This window comes from Micromonospora sp. KC213 (assembly GCF_004348325.1).
Taxonomy (GTDB): domain Bacteria; phylum Actinomycetota; class Actinomycetes; order Mycobacteriales; family Micromonosporaceae; genus Micromonospora.
Genome location: NZ_SMKF01000032.1, coordinates 21,307 through 40,793 on the forward strand (window position 1 = coordinate 21,307; position 19,487 = coordinate 40,793).

Annotated in this window: 15 protein-coding genes and 1 pseudogene; 7 read left to right on the plus strand and 9 right to left on the minus strand. The window is 71.5% G+C overall.

All coding sequences use genetic code 11. The features are described from left to right. The first annotated feature begins 45 nt into the window (after positions 1 to 45). Entirely contained in the window at positions 46 to 1,971 is a 1,926-nt protein-coding gene (locus tag E1166_RS10025; RefSeq protein ID WP_243710274.1) for a cellulase family glycosylhydrolase, read from the plus strand. A gap of 77 nt (positions 1,972 to 2,048) precedes the next feature. Here E1166_RS10025 and E1166_RS10030 read toward each other — a convergent pair whose 3' ends face one another. From E1166_RS10030 to E1166_RS10055, 6 genes are all read right to left on the minus strand, one after another. Further along, positions 2,049 to 4,748 carry a hypothetical protein gene (locus E1166_RS10030; protein WP_132337809.1) on the minus strand — a complete coding sequence of 900 codons (2,700 nt, stop codon included), beginning with the start codon at positions 4,746 to 4,748 and terminating at the stop codon, positions 2,049 to 2,051. An 11-nt stretch (positions 4,749 to 4,759) separates the two neighbouring features. Continuing rightward, positions 4,760 to 5,638, minus strand: coding sequence for a carbohydrate ABC transporter permease (locus E1166_RS10035; protein ID WP_243710275.1), 879 nt, complete (start codon positions 5,636 to 5,638; stop codon positions 4,760 to 4,762). After that, a complete protein-coding gene (locus E1166_RS10040; RefSeq protein ID WP_165944304.1) occupies positions 5,635 to 6,480 on the minus strand; it encodes a sugar ABC transporter permease in 846 nt (281 codons plus the stop codon). Before E1166_RS10040 ends, E1166_RS10035 begins: the two co-directional genes overlap by 4 nt. Positions 6,481 to 6,666: 186 nt before the next feature. Beyond that, positions 6,667 to 7,977 (minus strand): ABC transporter substrate-binding protein, encoded by a 1,311-nt coding sequence (locus E1166_RS10045; RefSeq protein WP_132337811.1) that lies wholly within the window; start codon positions 7,975 to 7,977, stop codon positions 6,667 to 6,669. A gap of 53 nt (positions 7,978 to 8,030) precedes the next feature. After that, a complete protein-coding gene (locus E1166_RS10050) occupies positions 8,031 to 10,142 on the minus strand; it encodes a glycoside hydrolase family 36 protein (protein WP_243710276.1) in 2,112 nt (703 codons plus the stop codon). Between the two features lie 205 nt (positions 10,143 to 10,347). After that, a complete protein-coding gene (locus E1166_RS10055; RefSeq protein WP_243710277.1) occupies positions 10,348 to 11,331 on the minus strand; it encodes a substrate-binding domain-containing protein in 984 nt (327 codons plus the stop codon). Positions 11,332 to 11,495: 164 nt separating this feature from the next. On the opposite strand from E1166_RS10055, the gene E1166_RS10060 reads away from it, so the two are divergent. Then, positions 11,496 to 12,053, plus strand: a complete 558-nt coding sequence (locus E1166_RS10060) for a DUF4334 domain-containing protein (RefSeq protein ID WP_243710278.1) — start codon at positions 11,496 to 11,498, stop codon at positions 12,051 to 12,053. Between the two features lie 27 nt (positions 12,054 to 12,080). Here the strand turns inward: E1166_RS10060 and E1166_RS10065 are convergent, their stop codons facing one another. Further along, the gene (locus E1166_RS10065) at positions 12,081 to 13,910 is read right to left on the minus strand and encodes a long-chain fatty acid--CoA ligase (RefSeq protein WP_165944305.1); all 1,830 of its coding nucleotides are present in this window, start codon (positions 13,908 to 13,910) and stop codon (positions 12,081 to 12,083) included. 183 nt (positions 13,911 to 14,093) lie between these two features. Then, the gene (locus E1166_RS10070; RefSeq protein ID WP_207914145.1) at positions 14,094 to 15,236 is read right to left on the minus strand and encodes an epoxide hydrolase family protein; all 1,143 of its coding nucleotides are present in this window, start codon (positions 15,234 to 15,236) and stop codon (positions 14,094 to 14,096) included. An 85-nt stretch (positions 15,237 to 15,321) separates the two neighbouring features. Between E1166_RS10070 and E1166_RS10075 the strand changes: the two genes are divergently transcribed. The 4 genes from E1166_RS10075 (at position 15,322) to E1166_RS10090 (ending at position 18,625) form a co-directional block, all read left to right on the plus strand. Beyond that, the gene (locus E1166_RS10075) at positions 15,322 to 16,311 is read left to right on the plus strand and encodes a YafY family protein (protein ID WP_132337819.1); all 990 of its coding nucleotides are present in this window, start codon (positions 15,322 to 15,324) and stop codon (positions 16,309 to 16,311) included. A 10-nt stretch (positions 16,312 to 16,321) separates the two neighbouring features. Then, positions 16,322 to 16,747: an MmcQ/YjbR family DNA-binding protein gene (locus E1166_RS10080; protein ID WP_132337821.1), complete on the plus strand. Its 426-nt coding sequence runs from the start codon at positions 16,322 to 16,324 to the stop codon at positions 16,745 to 16,747. Continuing rightward, a complete protein-coding gene (locus tag E1166_RS10085; protein WP_132337823.1) occupies positions 16,744 to 17,373 on the plus strand; it encodes a LysE family translocator in 630 nt (209 codons plus the stop codon). The genes E1166_RS10080 and E1166_RS10085 overlap by 4 nt, the downstream gene beginning before the upstream one ends. Before the next feature lie 235 nt (positions 17,374 to 17,608). Further along, positions 17,609 to 18,625 (plus strand): TerC/Alx family metal homeostasis membrane protein, encoded by a 1,017-nt coding sequence (locus E1166_RS10090; RefSeq protein WP_132337825.1) that lies wholly within the window; start codon positions 17,609 to 17,611, stop codon positions 18,623 to 18,625. A 19-nt stretch (positions 18,626 to 18,644) separates the two neighbouring features. Here the strand turns inward: E1166_RS10090 and E1166_RS10095 are convergent, their stop codons facing one another. Beyond that, positions 18,645 to 19,172: a GNAT family N-acetyltransferase gene (locus E1166_RS10095; protein WP_132337843.1), complete on the minus strand. Its 528-nt coding sequence runs from the start codon at positions 19,170 to 19,172 to the stop codon at positions 18,645 to 18,647. A gap of 133 nt (positions 19,173 to 19,305) precedes the next feature. On the opposite strand from E1166_RS10095, the pseudogene E1166_RS31485 reads away from it, so the two are divergent. Continuing rightward, a pseudogene (locus tag E1166_RS31485) lies at positions 19,306 to 19,487 on the plus strand (hypothetical protein); the annotation flags it as partial.

The window sequence follows — 19,487 nt, forward strand, 5'->3', positions numbered from 1 at the left end:
ACCGAACCACGGGACACCCCGCCGGGAATGCACTAGCATCTATCCATGGGTGCTTCGCGAGCAGTATTCACGTTTTTGGGAGCGGCGGGCCTCTCCCTCGCCCTGACCACATCGGCCGGTGCCACCGTCCCCCGGCCCGCCACCGGCCCGCGCACTCCGGCGGCCGCCGGCAGTGCGGCCGTCACGGTGAGCCCGCACCCCGCCCACGGCGGGGTGTTCCGCGACGAGCAGGGCCGCGAGATCGTGCTGCGCGGCTTCAACGTCTCCGGCAGTACCAAGCTGTACGAGAACAACCTCCTGCCGTTTCGCAGCCGGGCCGACGCCGCCGCCTCCGCCCAGGCCATGCGGGACCTGACCGGGGCGAACACCATCCGCTTCCTGATCTCCTGGGAGGGGGTCCAGCCGGCTCCGAACCGGATCGACACCGGCTACCTGGACCGGGCGGTGGAACAGATCCGCGAGTTCACCGATCGCGGCTTCCACGTCCTGCTCGACTACCACCAGGACCTCTACTCCGCGCACCTGTTCCACCGCGACAGCTGGTACACCGGCGACGGCGCACCCGCCTGGGTGATCCGCGCCGGCGGCTACCCGCGCGAGTCGTGCGGGATCTGCTTTCTCTGGGGGCAGAACATGATGAACAACACCGCCGTGCGCCAGGCGATGGCCGACTTCTGGCGCAACCGGACCCTGCGCACCGAGGCCGGTGAGGTCGGCGTCCAGGATGCGTTCCTCACCCAGGCGACGGCGACCATGCGGCACCTCGCGCGGCGGCTGCCGGCCGCGTCATTCCGCAACATCATCGGATTCGACCCGTTCAACGAACCCTTCGACGGAGGTATGGAGAGCCGATCCGGCGCGGAGTGGGAACGCAACCACCTGATCCCGTTCTACCAGCGCTTCCGCGCGGCCATGGACACCGCCGGCTGGGCGGCGAAGCCGGCTTTCGTCGAGCCGCTGGTCTTCTGGAACACCGGCTTCTTCGAGCAGGGTGGGCTACCGGAGTCCCCGCCGCTCGGCGCGCGCTTCGTGTTCAACAGCCACTACTACGACGGCGCCCGGATCACCCTGGACCCCTCCCCCGCCGGCGACGGCACGTACGCGACGGCGATGAACCGGATCCGGAACCGGGCCGGCGACCTGGCCACCGCGCCGTTCGTCTCCGAGTTCGGCAACAAGCTCTCCGGGCACGGCAGCGACCGGACCCCGTGGATGCTGCGCGCGATGTACCAGGGCATGGACGCCGGGGTGGCCGGCGCCCGGTGGTGGGCCGACCCCCGCGCGGGCGGCACGGTGCTGTCGGGCACCCAGTGGCAGTGGGACATCTACCACGACCGGCACCACGAGCTGATGAACGGCAACCCGGACAAGGTGCAGACCGAGGGGGACGCCTGGAACGACGAGGATCACTCGGTCGTCGAGATGGACGACGCCGGGGCGGTGACGCTCCGGCTGGACCGACGGCTGCTCGACCGGCTCTACCCGAGTGCGGTGGCCGGTGACACCCTCGCCTTCGCCTACGAGGACCTGGCCCGCTCCGGCTACGGTGGCGCCGGACAGCAGCGCGCGTGGCTGACCCCGCCGGCCACCATGCCGGCGGTGTCGGCGCTGGTGGCCGGCCGCCAGTACGGGTTGCTGGTCTGGCGTCAGCCGGCCACCCGCCCGAACGGTCCGACCGAGCTGCACCTGCCCGCCTCGTTCCCGGCCGCCGGCACCGCCGTGGTGAGCGACGTCGCCACCGTGCACGGGGTACCCGCCGCCGGGCCGGTGTCGGTCACCCGGGAGGTCGGTGCGCGTACCGCACAGCGCCTGCTGGTCGACGCCGCCGACTCCCCCGCCGGTACGGTGCACGTCGCACTCGTGGTCGGCGCCGCGTCCGGAGCACCGGTGACCGCCGGGCAGCTCGCCGCGGCGCGTGCGGAACTGCTGCGCTGGCGGGACACCGTGTTCGCTCCCGCGGCCCGCCGGTAGGCCGCCTGCCGGGTCCCGCCCGGGCGTGCCCGGGGCGACGTGGGGTCGCCCCGGGCCGCGTCTGCTGGTCGGCCGGTTCAGCGGCGCACTGTGGTCGGTGTGCCCAGGGTGACCGGGGCGATGGTGATCTTGTCGATGTCGGGGGCGTAGGCGTCCGGGTTACCGAAGACGAGCGGGCCGTCGGCGGTAGAGAGAGTCACCGGGATGGTGCGCTCCAGGAAGCTGTTCCACGCGTAGGTGTAGCGGAAGTAGGCGTGCGTGCTGCCGCCGCCGGTCTCCGTGACGTTCAGCCGACGGTCGATCACCTGCGGGTTGTAGTCGTGGCTGCCGCCGAGTTCGGCGTTGGCGTAGGTGACGACGATGTCGTAGTCGCCGGGCCGGTCGAAACCGGGCCGGCGCGGCACCTGGAAGGTGTTGGCGGTGCCGTTGCCGACGTGCCCCAGGCCGGCGAGCCCGGACGCGTTGCTGCCCGACGCCTCGGTGTAGCGGGCAATGCTGACGGCACCCCGGCGGATGACGTGCTCCGCCTCGACCGTGACCGCGGCGGTGTCGGCCCCGGCGGCCCGGGTGGTGGTCAACTGTTGGAGCAGGATTCCCTTGGTCGAGCGGATCTCGACCTCGTTGATGCCCTGGCTGAGGTGCAGGCGCACGGTGGAGCGCCAGCTACCGCGGCGGGGTGCGGCGACCGTGGCCACCCGGCGGCCGTTGACCGTGACCTCGGCGGCCGTTGCGGCGGTGCTGCGGTAGTCGAGGCTCAGGTCGTGATAGCCGGTCTCCCACGCGTGAACGTACGCGTCGGCGCGCGCGAGCGCCCCGCGGATGTCGGCGTGGCCGCGGGCCCCGGGGCTGCGGTAGGTGAGCCGCGCGCCGCCGGTGTAGCGCAGCGTCGAGGCCGGGTAGTTGGTGGGCTCGCCGTCGGTGACGTCGGTGAGCAGGAACTTGTCCAGGGTGATGTCGGCGTTCGGCAGCAGGGAGGTGCCGTCCAGGCTGGCCCGCAGGGACAGCGTGTGCTGACCGGCGGTCAGCGGGATGGTCACCTCGGCGCTGCCCCGGTACTGCCACCTCTGGTGGGAGCCGAGGGCCAGGTTGGCGGTGTACTGCACGATCGTCGGGTTGGCGCCGTCGACGAAGAGCGCGTGGCGGCCCGGCACGCCGGGTGCCCCGCCGATGACCTGGAAGCGGTAGCGGCCGGTGCGCGGGACGGTGACCGTCCAGTCGGCCTTCGAGGTCGGCCGGTTGAAGGAGCCGACGTCGCGGCTACCGGAGGCGAGGAACTTCCACCCGCCGCTGCCCTGCGGGTCCTGGTCGTACACCGTGGCCGAGGTCAGGGTGGTGTGCTCCGCCTCGGTGCTGGCCGTCCAGACACCGCCGGCCACGAGGGTGCGGTCCTGCTCGGCGGTGATGAGCACCTGGTACGCGGCGTACCGGTCGTAGGTGGGCACGTCGAGGTTGATCGTTTTCCGGTCGAGCCGGACGCCGTCGAGAACCTTGACCACGCGCGGGGCGCCGGCGACACCCTCCGCGCCGGACAGGGTGATCTCGCGGACCTCGACGTCGACGCGCGAGCCGAAGACGCGGGGGTCCAGACCGGACAGGCGCAGCGACACCGGTTTGCTGCCGCCGCCGTACAGCACGGTGGCCCGTTTGTTGGCGACGTCGACAGCGCCGATGCCCTGGAGGGTGTCCACCGTGTCGAGGGCGGGTGGCGTGACGGCGACGGTCCGGGCGCCCTCCAGGTCGCCGTACCATTTGAACATCCACCAGCCCGCGTTCGCGGCGTTGGCGCGGGCGCTGTTGTCGCTGAGGTTACCGGCGTAGTTCCAGTACGCGGTCTGCCCGTCGATCTTGAGGTCCTCCATGATGGACAACCACTGGATCAGCTGCCCGGGGGTGCCCATGTCGCGCAGCATCCCCCACTCGGTGATGTTGACGTGGATCGGGTCGAGCCCCAGGTCCTTCTCCAGCTGCCGGTAGTCGGCGTAGTGGGAGCGGAAGGTGCGCAGGTTGTCGATGCCCAGCTCGTGCCAGATGAACACGTCGGGCAGGACGGCGTTGGCCCTGGCGTAGCGCAGGAAGTCGGCGGAGCGTTCCGGCTGCCACCGGGTGTCGCCAGGGCCGCCGATGCGCGCGTGACCGAGGCCGTGGCGGGCGTAGACCTTCTGGATCGTGTCGTAGCTGGCCTTCCAGTCGGCCAGGAAGGTGTCCCCCAACCCGCTCCAGTCGGCGTACCAGTTGCCGCCGTCGGGCTCGTTGAAGGGGATGAACACGTAGTCGCGGGGGCGGGCCGAGGTGGTGGCGACGGCTTCCGCCACGAACTCCACGACCTCCAGGTAGTCCCAGACGCCGTTCGGCGTGTTGGTGTATGTGCCGTCGGCCTGCCGGTAGGTGCGGCTGTCCCCGGGACGGCGACCGCCGTGGTACGGCCAGTCCGGGTAGTAGTCCTGGACGTAGATGTACATGTCCTTGCCGTGCTTGCGGAAGAAGCCGTCCTCGACCTTGATCGCGTCACCGCTCGGGTGTTGGGTGCCGTACGGCGCCTTCTGCGAGGTGTTGGTGATGTGCGCCCCGTTGATCAGCGCCTGGGTGGGCGCGCCCTCGTCGCCGAAGCCGTAGAGGGTGCCCGTCGCGCCACCGCGGAACGCGCCGGTGGTGCGGGCGAAGTCGACGCCGAGCACGTCGTTGGTGGCGTCGGCGGCCTCGGCGGGTGGCGGCATCGGGGTGGTGGCGGCCAGCGTCAGGCCGGCCAGGGCGGCCGTGAGCCGTACGAAGGTGTGCATCGGTACTCCCTCTACTTGACGGCGCCGCTGGTGATGCCGGAGATGATCTTCCGTTGGGCAACGGCGAGGACGGCGATCAGCGGCAGGCTCATGAGGATCACGTAGGCGAAGATGAGGTGCCAGTTGTTGAGATAGAGGCCGGCACTGGCGACGCGGAAGAGGTTGAGCGGCAGGGTGTCGAGCCGGCTGCCGACGACGAAGAAGGCGTAGAAGACGTCGTTCCAGACGTACAGGCAGATGAGGATGGTCGCGGTAGCCAGCACCGGCCGCAGCAGCGGCAGGACGACCCGCCGGAACACGGTCAGCGGGCCGGCGCCGTCGGTCTGGGCCGCCTCCTCCAGCGACGTCGGGATGGTGCGCACGAACCCGGTGACGAAGAAGATCACCGTGGACAGGTAGATGCCCAGGTAGACGCCGATCATCCCGACGACCGTGCCGGCGAGGCCGAGCTGGCGCAGCAGGAGCACCACGGTGACCACGGCGGGTGGCAGGATGATGCCGCTGATCGCGATGGCGTACAGGGCCGCGGTGAGGCGGGTCGCCCGGCGGGCCAGCACCCAGGACGCCATCGACCCGCAGAGGAGCACCCCGACCACGGTGGGCACGACGACCAGCAGGCTGCCGAGAAACGCGGCGGGGACGTCGGCGTCGGTCCAGACCTGGCGGAGGTTGTCCCACAGTTGCCAGTCGTCGGGCCACGACAGGTCGGGGGTGATCGCCTCGCCCTGGGACTTCGCTGCGGTGACCAGGACGAGCCAGAGCGGGACGCCGATCAGGGCCACCACGAGAGCGGCGGCGACCACGGGTTGGAGCCGGGTCCAGATCCGCGCGTCGCTGATCCCGGTGCGTTGCCGGCCGGGGGGCGTACGGTGGGGCGCGGCGGCGGTCACAGGATTTCCTCCCGTTTGCGCAGCAGGTGGATGACGGGGAAGGCCATCAGGGCGACGAGCAGGAACAGCACCAGGCTCATGGTGGTGGCCTGGGCGAACAGGCCCTGCCCGAAGGTGCGGTAGATGAAGATGTTGAGGATCTCCGTGGTGCGGGCGGGGCCGCCGCCGGTGGTGGCCTGGACGATGTCGAAGCCGTTCATGGAGCCCAGCAGGGCGGTCGCGACGTTGAAGGTGACCGCGGGCGCGAGCAGGGGCGACCGGACGGCCCAAAAGGTGCGCCACCGTGAGGCGCCGTCGATGCGGGCGGCCTCCATCACGTCCTCGGGGATCGTCTTGAGGCCGGCGAGGTAGATGAGCATGGACAGCCCCATCCACTTCCAGGAGTGGATCAGCGCGACCACGACGATGCTCCAGGTGGTGTCGGCGAGCCAGGCGTAGTCGAAGGGCTGTCGCGCGACGGCGCTGATCAGCTGGTTGACGCCGCCGTCGGGCTTGAGCAACGCCTGGAAGAGGTAGCCGACGGCGAGGGCGGACATCAACACGGGAATCAGGAAGAAGACCCGGGCGACGCGGTTGAGTCGGGTGTCGCGTTCGAGCAGGACGGCGAGGGCGAAACCGAAGAGGTTCTGGAAGACGGCCACCAGCGCCGCGTAGACGACGGTGATGCGCAGTGCGCTGAACAGCGTGCCGTTGGAGGCGAGGTCGGCGAAGTTGTCGAAGCCGACCGGGTTGATCTCGCTCTTGAAGCCGGACCAGTCGGTGAAGGCGTAGACGAAGTTGAACAGGGTGGGCAGGACGAAGAAGACGAGCAGGATGGCGAACGCGGGCACGAGGAACCACATCGGATGCGTCCGGCGGTGGATGGGTCCCGTGGCGCGGCGCCCGGGGCGGGTCGAGGGCGGTCGCGGACCGAGCCGGTCCGGCGCCGGCGCGTGTACTGCCGTGGGCATCGGGTGGTGGGCTCCCTTGACTCCTGGCGTACGCAGGCGCGCGGTGGCGCCTGCGTACGCCGAGCGGTGCGCGGCCGGCTAGAAGCCGGAGACGCCTGCGGCCTTGGCCAGCTGGGCGAACTGGTCCTGGGTGGCCTTCGCGGCCTGTTCGGGGGTGGTGGTGCCGGCGATCATGTCGGCGAGGTTGAGGAACAGGTCGGGGTTGGCGACGGCCTGTGCCTGCATGGAGCCGACCGACGCCGGGAGGGCGGCGTGCACGTCACGCAGGGCCTGGGGCACCCCGGCGGGGTCGGGTACGGCGGTCTGCAGGGACACCGTGTTGCGGTCGGCGAGGAAGTTCTGGTAGCCGGGACCCATCCAGTACGCCAGCAGCTGCCGCGCCGCGGCCTCCCGCTTGGGCTCGCCGGTGGCGAAGGCGACCAGGGCGTTGGACTGGTCGGGAATGAAGGTGCCGACGTTGCCCGACGGGGAGATCGGGAAGAAGCCGATCTTCTTGTTGAGGGTCGCCGTGTCGGCCTTGGCCTGCAGTTGACCGAAGAAGGAGTTCACCTGCACGACCATGGCGGCCTTGCCGTCGAGCAGCGCGGCACCCTGGTCCTCGAACTTCGCCGTCTTGATGTCGGGGTTGAACAGCCCCTCGTCGATCAGCGCCTTGTACTTCTTGATGGCGCCGAGCACGGTCGGGTCGGTGAACTTCTCCTGTCCGGTGTTGATCCGGTCCCACAGTCCGTTCTTGGCGGCGTCGGCGAGCTGGACCTGCACCCACCACTGGGTGGCCCACCGGTCGGCGCCCATCTCGTAGAAGGGGGTGACGCCCTTGGTCTTGAGCTGGCGGGCCACGGTGACCATCTCGTCGAAGTTCTTCGGCGGGGCGGTGACGCCGTGGGCGGCGAAGACCTCCTTGTTGTAGTAGACACCCTCGACCGCCGGGCTGGTGACCAGGGCGGCGTAGCGGGTGCCGTCGAGCAGCCCGGTGATGTCGCGCAGCTGCGGCGCCATCGCCGGCAGCCACGGCGCGTCGGTGAGGGGCTGCAGGTTGCTCCTGGCGTTGATCGCGGTCAGCATGGACGCGGTGGGCTGCCAGAAGGCCAGGTCCGGCTTGTCGCCGGTGGCGACCTTGGTCTGGATGCCCTGCTCGTACGGGTCGGGGATGGTGACCACCTCGACTCTGGCCCCCGTCGCGGCCTGGAATCCCTCGATGACCTTCTTCGGTACGGTGTTGCTGTTCTGCGCGGCCCAGATGGTCAGGGAGACGCCGTCGAGCCGGCCGGTGGGGGCAGGCCAGGAGACGGTGGTGTCGGTGGGGCCTTCGGCGCTGGGGTCGCTACAGGCGGCGAGGCCGAGTGTGAGCGCCGCCGCGACGGCGACGGTGCGGGTCCATCGCTTCATCGTGCTGAACCTTCTTCCGTAATGGGGGACGAGCTGCCGGGAGCCGGGGCTGGTCAGGGGGTGGGTGCCTCGGTGGTGATGCGGAAGATCCGCGCGGTGAACGGCTCCGGGTGGGTGGGTGTCACGGTGAGCGTTCCGGTGGCGGACGCCCAGGCGCAGGTCCAGGGGGACAGGTGACGCGGGTGCAGCAGCTCGACGGTGACCTGCTGGCCGGTCAGGTGCGGCAGGCGCAGCGTGGCCGACCGGTCGGCGTCGGCGCGCCGCCACACCCCCAGGTAGGTGACGTTCCGGCGGCGCAGCGCGAGGCTGAGCCACGGGTCGCTCCAGGCGGGCAGGCCGAGCGGCCACAGCGGCACCGTGTCCGCCAGGTCGGCGCGGATGCCCCGGTACGCCTCGACGGCGTCGCGCACCGCCCGCAACTGGTCGGGCCGCATGGCGTCCAGCCGGCCGGAGAGGTAGAGGCGGCCGAGCAGACCGGTGCACAGGGTGAAGGCGAGCTGCTCGTCGGGCATGTCCGGCTGGGGGTACGCCCAGTTGGCGGACTGTTCCGGTAGGACGGACATCGGCGCCGCGACGGCGATCGGCGGGTAGTGCCGGTAGTCCTGCTGGTCGCTGGTCGACTGGAGTTGCATCCGGGACAGCAGGGCGTAGTCCATGCGCATGCCGCCGGAGGCGCAGTTCTCCAGGATCAGGTCGGGGTGGCGGTGGTGCAGCCGGTCCAACCAGGCCAGGTGCGCGCGGTTGTGGGCCAGCAGTCCGCCGCCGACGCTGTCGGCGTCCAGGTCGGTGCCGGCGCCGGGGTCGATGTTGTAGTCGAGTTTGAGATAGCCGACGCCGAGCTGCTCGACCAGCCGGTCGACGACCTCGTCGAGATGGGCGACCGCGGCGGGGTGGCGCAGGTCCAGGTGGTAGCGGTCGTGTTCGACCAGCCGGACGCCGCCGCGTTGCAGGAACGCCTCCGGGGGGAGCTTGTCCGCCATCGGGCTGCGTACCCCGATCACCTCGGGTTCGAGCCAGAGGCCCGGGACCATGTCGCGGTCCCGGATGCGGGTCAGCACCTCCTGGATGCCACGGGGGAAGCGGGTCTGCGACGGCTGCCACTCGCCGACGCTGTCCCACCAGTTGAGGTCGTTGTCGTACCAGCCGGCGTCGACGCAGAAGACCTCGGCCCCGGCGTCGGCGGCCGCGTCGACCAGCGGCAGCAGCTTCGCCGTGGTGGGGTCCCCCATCAGCGTGTTCATGTAGTCGTTGAAGACCACGGGCAGCGTCGACCGGTCGCGGTGCGGGCGCACCAGGGTCCGCCGGTGGCCGGTGAGGGCGGCGACCGCACCGTCCAGACCGGCGGATGAGACGGCGACCGACACCGGCACGGTGGTGAAGGACTGGCCGGGTAGCAGTGGCTGCTGCCACTGGTGGTCGATGTCGGTCGGGCCGAGCAGCGCGACGTACGCCCCGTCGAGCCGTTCGCCGACCTCCCACCGCCAGGGCCCGTTGTGCTCGATCTGCCACAGCCAGGCGTGTCCGCTGTCCCGGTCGACGATGCCGCCGGTGGGCAGGTGGGCGCCGGTGGACCAGGTCCCGGTGCTGACCACGGCGAGCCGGCCGCGACCGTCCTGGCCGTGCATCGCCAGGTTGAGGTCGGCGGTGACGGTGTCGCGCAGCGGGTGGCGGGTCCAGCGGCCCTCGCCGAGCCACTCGCTGTCGCCGCGGACCAGGTCGATGTTCTCCATCGGGTGACCGAGGAACCCGGCGGCGAAGGACGTGACCCCGAGCAACGGCAGCGGCTGCGTGCCGTGGTTGGTCACGGTGGTACGCACCTGCACGGCGCTGGTGCCGTCGGCCGAGCGGAACACGGTCCGGGCCAGCAGGCCGGTCTGTTCGTCGCGCAGGTCGACGCGGAGTTCGTGCCACTGTCCGTCGCGCCGCTGCTGGCTGCCGGCGTAGACCATGCGCCGGCCGAGCGTGGTCTCGGAGAAGCGTTGCGAGACCCGGGCCCGGCCCGCGCCGGCGATCAGCAGCTCCACCATCGGCTGGGTCGCCCGGGTGTGGTGTCGCCGGTCGCCGTCGGACAGGGCCCGGACGGCGACGGGGCCGTCGCCGGAGATGTCGATGGTCAACTGCAACGCCCGGTGTCCCCACATCAGACTGGTGTCGCGCCAGCTCACTGCTGCTCCTGTCGTTGGTCGAACTCGTGACCGCGTGCCGGGCGGTCGGGGCCGGCTCCGGTGACGGCCTCTGCGGTTGCCGTCGGTGCCGGTGGTGTGGTGGGCGGCTCGGCAAGTGCGGCCTCACGTCTGGCGTGAGGACGAGTGTGACCGGTCACATGATGCACCGGAAGTGGTCGTTACCATTCTGTTACCGGCAGGTGTCCTACCGCCCGCGCGGCGGTGCGGTCGACTCACGGATCACCAGGCGGGGCGCCTCCGGCGTCACCGCGGGCGGGACGACACCGGTCAGCTCGGTGGCGAGCGCCGCCAGGCAGGCCCGGCCCAGACCCGCGAAATCCATCCGCACCGTCGTCAACGCCGGCGTCCAGTAGGCCACCCCGGGAAGGTCGTCGAAGCCGACGATGCTCACGTCCCCCGGCACGTCCCGACCCGCCTCGTACAGCGCCCGGCGAACGGCGAGCGCGGTGTCGTCGTTGCCGCACAGGATCGCCGTGACGCCCTCGTCCGCTGCCAGTCGCCGGCCGGCCAGGTACGCCGACCGGGGATCCCAGTCGGCCGACAGGATTGCCGGTACCCGGACACCTGCCTCCTCCAGCGCGCCACGCCATCCCGCCTGGCGCGCGCTCGCGACCGTCTCGGAGGGGATGGCCACGTGGTGGACCGTACGGTGCCCCAACGACAGCAGGTGCCGCGTGGCGTCGGCCGCGGCCTCCCGCTCGTCCAGGAAGATCATGGTGCGCTCGCTGCCCGGCACCCCACCGGCCTCCGTCGCCGCGACCGCCGGCACGTCCGGCGGCAACGCCCGTAGGACGTTGGCACCGGCCGGATCGAAGGCGACCACGATGACGCTGCCCGCACTGGGGTCGCTGACGTACTCGACGGCGTGGCGCACGTCGACGTCCTGGTCCGACTCCACCACCCGGACACCGACGGCCAGACCAGCCAGCCGGGCGGACTCCTCGATGCCCTGCAACGTGCTGGCGTACCCGTACAGCATGGTGTTCGCGGTCACCACGGTCACCGCGTTCGCCCGCCCCAGGCCGAGCGCCTGGGCGGCCCGGTTCGGCCGGTACTGCAACCGGTCGATGGCATCGAGCACCAGCCGGCGGGTGTCCGGGCGCACCTTGGGGGAATCGTTGAGCACCCGCGACACCGTCTGGTAGGAAACCCCCGCCGCGGCCGCCACGTCACGGATACTCGGAACGGCATCCCGCCGCTGCCGGGCCGGCCTGCCGGAAGACGGTCGCATCACGACACCAGCATGATCGGTCACCCTGCGCCGGGTCAAAGACAACCGACATTCCCGCCCTTTCCGCCACGCGCGCCGCGCCCGACCAAGGAGCTGCCACCGTGACCGCCGACCACCCGCGCCGATCAGCTCTGGACGACCTGCGGGCCAAGCGGGACATCCGGCCCGCCCTGCGGTACTTCGACTCCCTCGCGCCGGTGACCGTGCGCGAGATGCTGGGCCGGTGGCGCGGGATCGGGCTGGCGACCCGCCACCCGATGGACGGGCTGCTGGAGCGCTCCGGCTGGTACGGCAAACGGTTCGAGACCTCCGAGGCCGCTCACCCGCTGCTGTTCGGCACGGCCGGCGGGAATGTGGTGAGCCTCGACCCCGCGTTGATCCCGCTGGGTTCGCTGCTGCGCTTCCCGCGACTGGCCCACCTGCCCGTCGCGGCGCAGGCGTTCCGGCTGGTACGGCCGCTGCTGACCACGACGAGACCGACAGCTCGGCTGCGGATGACCGAGTACCGCGGCGTGGTGACCGCCACCATGTGCTACGACACGCTCCCCGTCCACGACGTCTTCCGGAGGATCGACGACGACACCGTCCTGGGCGCGATGGACACGCGCGGCTCCCCCCACCCGTTCATGTTCGTCCTCACCCGTGACGAGGCGCGGTGAGGGGCACCGGCAGCAGCCGGGACGGCGTCAGTGGCCCTGGTAGAGGGTGTCGACGTCGGCGGCGTACCGCTCGATGACGACGTCGCGCTTGATCTTGAGAGTGGGGGTGAGTTCCCCGGCTTCCTCGGTGAAGTCCTCGGGCAGGATGCGGAACGTCTTGATCTGCTCCGCGTGGGACACCGTCTCGTTGGCCCGGTCGATCGCGACCTGCACCGCCTGGCGCAGCTGCGGATCGTCCCGCACCTGCGCCACCGAGACGTCCGGGCGGCGGCGCGCGGCACGCCAGCGGCGAAATGCCTGCGGGTCGATGGTGACCAGCGCGGCCGGGTAGGGCCGACCGTCCCCCACGACCAGGCACTGGCTGACCAGCGGATGGGCCCGCACGGCCTCCTCCAGCGGGCCGGGTACGAGATTCTGGCCCGCCGCGGTGACGATGATCTCCTTCTTGCGGCCGGTGATGCGCAGCCAGCCGTCGTCCCAGCTGCCCAGGTCGCCGGTGTGGAGCCAGCCGTCGGCGGTGAACGTCGCCCGGGTGGCGTCCGGGTTGTTCCAGTAGCCGGGGAAGACGACGTCGCCCCGGGCGAGGATCTCCCCGTCGTCGGCGATGCGCAGCTGCACGCCGGGCAGGGGTCGGCCCACGGTGCCGATCCGTTGGACCGACGGCGTGTTCACCGTCAGCGCCGGTGACGTCTCCGTCAGGCCGTACCCCTCCAACACGGTGACCCCGGCACCCCGGAAGAAGTGCCCCAGCCGCTCGCCGAGCGGCGCGCCGCCGACGATGGCCGTCCGGCACCGTCCGCCCAACGCCGCCCGGATCTTCCGGTACGCCAGCAGATCGCACACGGCGTGGGCCAGCCGCAGCGGCAGGCCGGGGCCCCGGACGGTGTCACGGGCGCGGCTGTGGGACACCGCCACCCGGGCGGCCAGCGTGAACAACCAACCCCGGTGCGCGTCGGCCGCCTTGTCGCGCGCCCGGTTGTACATCTTCTCGAAGACCCGGGGCACCGCGAGGATGAACGTCGGGCGGTGGGTGCGCAGCTGGTCGAGGACGCCGGTGACGTCGGCGCTGTGCAGCAAGGTGGCGCGGGTCTGCACCATGCCCACCTGGATCAGCCGGGCGAACGCGTGCGCGAGCGGCAGGAACAGCACCGTCGACGCCCCCGGGTGCAGGATCGGCGACAGCACGTCGACGGCGGCGGTGACGTCGCAGTGGATGTTGCGGTGGGTCAGCACGCATCCCTTGGGTCGGCCCGTCGTGCCGCTGGTGTAGACGATCGTCGCCATGTCGCCGCCGGTCACCCGGGCGCGGCGGGCCGCCACCCGCGCGTCGTCCACCGTCCGGCCCTGCCCGGCGAGGGCGATCAGGTCGCCGGCGTCGATCTGCCAGACCTCCCGCAGCGCCGGCAGGTCCGGCCGCAGGCCGGCGAGCATCTCGGCGTGGCCGGGCTGCTCGACCACGCAGCCCGTCGCGCCGCAGTCCGCCAGGATCCAGCCGACCTGCTCCGCACTGGCGGTGTCGTAGATCGGCACGGTCACCGCGCCGATCGCCCACAGCGCATAGTCGACCAGGGTCCACTCGTAGCGGGTCCGGCTGAGCAGGGCGACCCGGTCACCGTGTGCCACCCCCGCGGCGAGAAAGCCCCGGGCCAGGACCAGCACGTCGTCCCGGAACTGCTCGCACGTCACCGGCAGCGCGGTGCCCTGGACCGGCCGCCGGGCGGGCCAGGCCCGGGACACCGGCGCCGGGCGGATGAACTGCACCGCGCCGGGATCCTCCCGTGCGTTGATCCACACCTGTTCGGCCAGGCCCGGTGTCCCGGCACCGACGGGCGTGCTCGCCGCCGCCACGTCCTGCATGGTCATCCCCCTCGCCGCCCCGGGCGCAGGCCGGACCGCCCTACGGGTCTGCCACCATCGTGGCGACCCGGTCGCCACGATGGCCGCAAAATGGCGAAAGTGCTCCTGAAGCGGGCCGACAACGGGTAGCGACCGGACGCCCACCCGGCCGGTGGGCCGGCCGGGTGCGGGTGCGGGTCGGGCTCAGCGCAGCGTCCGGAAGAACGCGCGCAGGTCGTCGACGAAGAGGCCGGGCTGTTCCATGGCGAAGAAGTGCCCGCCCCGGTCGTACTCGGTCCAGTGCACGACGTGGTGGTCTCGTTCGGCGAGGCGACGGACGGTGAAGTCGCGGGCCGTCGCGACCAGGACGCCGGTGGGTACGCCCCGACCGGCCGCCTCCCGTCCGTCCGCCGCGTCGCCCCAGGAGGCGGCGGTGATGTCCTCGTAGTAGACCTGGGCGGCGGAGCCGCCCGTGCCGGTCAGCCAGTAGAGGGTGACGTTGGTGAGCAGGCGGTCGACGGCGTCGTCGGGCAGCCCGTCTGCGGCATGGTCGGTGAGCCGCTGGAAGTGCTCCACGATCCAGGCGAGCTGGGCGACCGGCGAATCGTGCAGCCCGTACGCCAGGGTGTGCGGGGACTTCGCCTGGATCTGCAGGTATCCGTCGTTGTAGTGGGCCATGCTCTCCAGCCGAGACTGCTCGACCTCGGTGAGCCCGTCCAGTTCCCCCTCGGCGCCGGTGGGGAAGGTGAACAGCGCGTTGACGTGCACGCCGATGACCCGGTCCGGGGCCAGCCGGCCGAGCGCCGGGGCGACCCAGGATCCGGTGTCGCCGCCCTGCACCCCGTAACGGTCGTACCCGAGCCGGGCCATCAGCTGCCCGAGCGCCCCGGCCATCCGCTGGGTGCCCCAGCCGGGTCCGGCCAGGGGGGCGGAGAACCCGAACCCGGGCAGCGACGGCACCACCAGGTGGAACGCGTCGTCGGGGTCGCCGCCGTGGGCCCGCGGGTCGGTCAGCGGGCCGAGGGTGTCGAGGAACTCGACGAACGAGCCCGGCCAGCCGTGCAGCAGCAGCAATGGCGTCGCGTCCGGCTCGGGTGAGCGGACGTGCAGGAAGTGCAGGCGTTGGCCGTCGATGTCGGTGACGTACTGCGAAAGGTCGTTGAGCGCGGCCTCGTGCTTGCGCCAGTCGTACCCGGTCCGCCAGTAACCGGCCAGCTCCCTCAGGTAGGGCACGGGGACGCCGCGCTGCCAGCCGACGTCGGGCAACTCGGGCCAGCGGGTGGCGGCCAGCCGCGCCGCCAGGTCGTCCAGGTCGGCCTGCGGGATCGCGATACGGAAGGGGCGGATGTCGTGGGATGTGGTCGTCACGGCAAGCGACGTTAGGAGCCGGTCAGGTCAGGATCGGTCCCAACCGGCTGGCATCCTCACCGTCATGGTGAGGTCCTCGGCACGGCTGCTCCAGCTGCTGTCCCTGTTGCAGTCCCACCGGCACCGCTCCGGCGCGGAACTGGCCGACCGGCTCGGCGTCACCGTGCGCACGGTGCGCCGGGACGTCGAGCGGCTCCGGCAGCTCGGCTACCCGGTGCAGGCCAGCCCGGGCCACACCGGCTACCGGCTCGGCGCCGGCGCGGTCCTGCCGCCGCTGCTGCTCGACGACGACGAGGCGGTCGCGATGGCGATCGGATTGCGGACCGCCGCCGCCAGCGGGGTGACCGGCATCGACGAGACCGCCGCGGCGGCGCTGTCCAAGCTGGAGGGCGTCCTGCCGGCCCGGCTGCGCCAGCGGGTGACGGTGGTGCAGCACGCGACCGTCCGCGCCGGGCATCCGGGACCGACCGTCGGGCCGGACGTCCTGGCCACCATCTCCGCCGCCTGCTACCGGCGGGAGCGGCTGCGGTTCGACTACACCGACCACCACGGTGGCCGGTCGATGCGGCTGGTCGAGCCGCACACCCTGGTCAGCTTCGCGCGCCACTGGTACCTGTTGGCCTGGGACACCGCCCGCGACGACTGGCGGTGTTTCCGAGTCGACCGGCTGCGTCCCTGGACCCCGACCGGCCCCCGGTTCGTCCGCCGGGAACCACCCGGCGGGGACGCGGTGGCGTACCTGACGCGGCAGCTGTCCGTCGGGCCCTGGCCGGTACGAACGAGCGTGACCATGCACGAGCCGGCCGCCGTGGTGGCCGAGCGGGTCTGGCCCGGGATGGGCACGGTGGAGGCGGTGGACGCCGCCCGTTGCCTGCTGCACCTCGGCGCCGAGACGGCCACGGACCTGGCGTGGATGGTGGCGGTGATCGGCGTCGACTTCACTGTCACCGGGCCGCCCGAACTGGTCGACGCCGTACGCGCGCTCGGTGACCGGTGCCGGCGGGCGTGCCACGGCCCGAGCCGTGACGGCGAACCTGTCGGGAGGGCCGGTTAGTGTGCTGTGCATGAGCAGTCCTGCCGATGTCGCACCCGAGCTTCTCGACCGGCTGCGGCTGGTCTGCCTGCGGCTGCCGGAGACGTACGAGGAGCCGGCCTGGGTGGGGGTCCGGTGGCGCATCCGCAAGCGGACCTTCGCCCACGTGCTCACCGTCGACGCCGACCACCAGGCTGCCCGGCACCGGGCAGCCCCGCCCGACCAACCGGTCGCCGTTCTGATCCTGCGGGCGCCGGTGGTCGAGGCGCACGCCCTGGTCGCCGGCGGCCCACCGTTCTACCGGCCCGGCTGGGGCGACGACGTGCTGGGCATGGTCCTCGACGAGGACACCGACTGGGGCGAGGTCGCGGAGCTGCTGACCGAGAGCTACTGCCTCCTGGCGCCGAGAAAGCTGACCGACCGGGTGGCGCCGGTGGCAGACCGCGCGGGCTCATGACACTGACCGTCGGCCAGGTGCTCGGGTTCGCCGCCGTGATGGCGGTGGGCGCGCTCTCCCCCGGGCCGGACTTCGCCATCGTCGTACGCCACTCGGTGTCCGGGCGGGCCCACGGGATGGCGACGGCGACCGGGATCGCGGCGGGCGTGTTCGTCTGGGCGGTCACCGCCGCGACCGGGCTGGCGGCGCTGCTGGCGGCCTCCACGGTCGCCTTCACGGTCGTCAAGGCTGCCGGCGCCGCCTACCTCGCCTGGCTCGGCGTGCGGGCGATCGTCGCCGCCAGCCGCGACGCCGGCTCGCTGCGGGTGGCCGGTGGGCGAGGCGACCTGTCGCTGCTCGCGGCGTTCCGCCAGGGGCTGCTCTGCAACGTGTTCAACCCGAAGGCGGCGGTCTTCTTCGTCGCGTTGATGCCGCAGTTCCTGCACGCCGACGCCGCACCGGCCGCCGCGGTGCTGCTGGCGTTGGTCGCCGCGACGGTGGCCCTGCTGTGGTTCTTCACCGTGGCCAACCTGGTGGCGGCGATGCGGCGGCTGCTCGACCGGCCACCGGTACGCCGGGCGATCGACGCGGTCACCGGTGTCGCGCTCATCGGGCTCGGCATCCGGCTCGTCGCGACCCGCAACTGACCGCGCTGTCGGGACGACTCCGAGGTGGGCCACCGCAGGAGATGGCAACTGCGTTCGCGACGGATGGGTCGTACCCGGTGCGGGCGGGCCGGCTGCTCTAACCTGGTCAGTGCGAGGGGAGCACTCCCCACGAACCACCCCGGTCGCTCCGGCACAGCGCAGGGCGCCTCGGGTGGTCGCCCGTGAAACGGGGTGAAGGAGACCTCGAACAGGACACGGTGTTCGAGGAGGAGTCGTGCCTGATCAGTCCTATGCCGCCGCCGGCCTGGAGTCGCTGGGTACACCATCGCTCTGGGCGGTGACGATCGCCGGTGTGATCGCCCTGCTGGTGTTCGACTTCGTGATCACCCGCCGCCCGCACGAGGTGTCGCTGAAGGAGGCGCTGGGCTGGTCGGCCTTCTACATCGCGCTGCCGCTGGCCTTCGGCGCCTGGATCTGGTCCGAGTTCGGCTCGGACCGAGGCTTCGACTACCTCACCGGCTACCTGGTCGAGAAGTCGCTGTCGGTTGACAACCTTTTCGTCTTCATGCTGCTGCTGGCCGCCTTCGCGGTGCCGAGCCCACTCGCCCAGCGGGTGCTGCTGTTCGGCATCACCGGCGCGCTGGTGCTGCGGGGAGTCCTCATCGCCCTGGGCCACGCGGCGTTGCAGATCCTCGACTTCACATTCCTCATCTTCGCGCTGATCCTGCTGTTCACCGCGGCCAAGCTGCTGCGCGACGCGCTCTGCGGGCACGACCAGGAGGTCGACATCGATCGGATGCGCTCGGTACGCCTGCTGCGTCGCATCATGCCGGTGGCCAACAGATACCACGGCACGAAGATGACCGTACGGGTCGACGGGCGGCGCACGCTCACCCCGCTGGCGCTGGTGGTGGTCGCGGTCCTCGCCACCGACATGGTCTTCGCCATCGACTCGGTACCGGCCGTGTACGGCATCACCGCGGATCCGTACCTCGTCTTCGCCACCAACGCCTTCGCGCTGCTCGGCCTGCGCGCCCTCTACTTCGTGCTGCACGCGGCGCTCAGTCGACTGGTCCACCTCACCTACGGCCTGGCCGTCATCCTGGCCTTCATCGGCGTCAAGCTCGCCCTGCACTGGGCGCACGGCATCTGGTCCGGCGTCCCGGAGATCCCCACCGAGCTCTCCCTCCTGGTCATCATCGCGGTCCTGACCATCGTCACCGTCACCAGCCTGCGCGCGACCCGCAGCGCGGTGCCGGACCACAAGGACGTGATCCCCAAACGGCGGTGATCACCGTCTGTCGCCGGCGTCACGCCACGCCATGAGGGCAGGTGAGGTCGATGCGCCAGTCATTGCTGCGCATCAGACAGCCGCTGCCCGGCGGGTACTCGAAGTTGCAGGGACCGAGGAGAGTGAAGCCAAGGCGGTGGCAGAGGGCGTTGGAGGAGACGTTCTCGACCGAGGGAAAGGCGTGCAGGCTGTGGGGGGCATCGTGCTGGCGGGCGGCCTCGCGGACGACGGCGAGCAGGGCGGCGCCGGCCGCGGTGGCAATGCCTCGACCGTGGAAGGGCGGCAGGACGTTCCAGCCGCTCTCGTAGATCTGCCTGCCTCGCCAGTCACGCTGGTGGTAGCCGATGCTGCCGACCATCTCGTCACCACGTAGAACGGCGAACATGCAACCGCGGCCAGTCGCCGGCATGGCAAGGTATCGGCGATGCCGGGCGAGCAGCTTCTCCTCCGGCTCCGGACCACCGACGTATCGACGCATCTGCGCAGAGTTGATCCGACGCAGGAGGCCGAGCGCGGATTCCGACCAAGGCTCCAGACGAACGTCCATGCCGCACAGCCTGGCAGGCTTCGGGATGTTCGAGCACCTCAATTCGACCAGGTGGCGCTTCCTTGTTCGTCCGAACCGCTGCGCGTGCGTGGCGGACGAACCAGGCAGGACCGTTCGCGCCGAGGAGGCCCCGATGTTCACCCGTCCCGTTGTCGCTGTCACGTTCACCCTGACGGCAGCGCTGCTCGCCGGCTGCGGTGCCGAGCCGGTCGCACCGATCACCGGCCAGCCCGCCACCGGGCCGACCGCGTCGCCCACCATCGCCCCGACGACCGTCGCGAGCACGTCCGCGCCACCCACCACCCGTAGCGCCAC

Excerpts from the sequence above, each read along its gene's own strand:
- E1166_RS10040 (WP_165944304.1), bottom strand. The coding sequence starts at position 6,480 with ATGTGGTTCCTCGTGCCCGCGTTCGCCATCCTGCTCGTCTTCTTCGTC.
- E1166_RS10065 (WP_165944305.1), bottom strand. The coding sequence starts at position 13,910 with ATGCAGGACGTGGCGGCGGCGAGCACGCCCGTCGGTGCCGGGACACCG.
- E1166_RS10085 (WP_132337823.1), top strand. The coding sequence starts at position 16,744 with ATGACACTGACCGTCGGCCAGGTGCTCGGGTTCGCCGCCGTGATGGCG.
- E1166_RS10030 (WP_132337809.1), bottom strand. The coding sequence starts at position 4,748 with ATGCACACCTTCGTACGGCTCACGGCCGCCCTGGCCGGCCTGACGCTG.
- E1166_RS10080 (WP_132337821.1), top strand. The coding sequence starts at position 16,322 with ATGAGCAGTCCTGCCGATGTCGCACCCGAGCTTCTCGACCGGCTGCGG.
- E1166_RS10025 (WP_243710274.1), top strand. The coding sequence starts at position 46 with ATGGGTGCTTCGCGAGCAGTATTCACGTTTTTGGGAGCGGCGGGCCTC.
- E1166_RS10095 (WP_132337843.1), bottom strand. The coding sequence starts at position 19,172 with ATGGACGTTCGTCTGGAGCCTTGGTCGGAATCCGCGCTCGGCCTCCTG.
- E1166_RS10075 (WP_132337819.1), top strand. The coding sequence starts at position 15,322 with ATGGTGAGGTCCTCGGCACGGCTGCTCCAGCTGCTGTCCCTGTTGCAG.
- E1166_RS10045 (WP_132337811.1), bottom strand. The coding sequence starts at position 7,977 with ATGAAGCGATGGACCCGCACCGTCGCCGTCGCGGCGGCGCTCACACTC.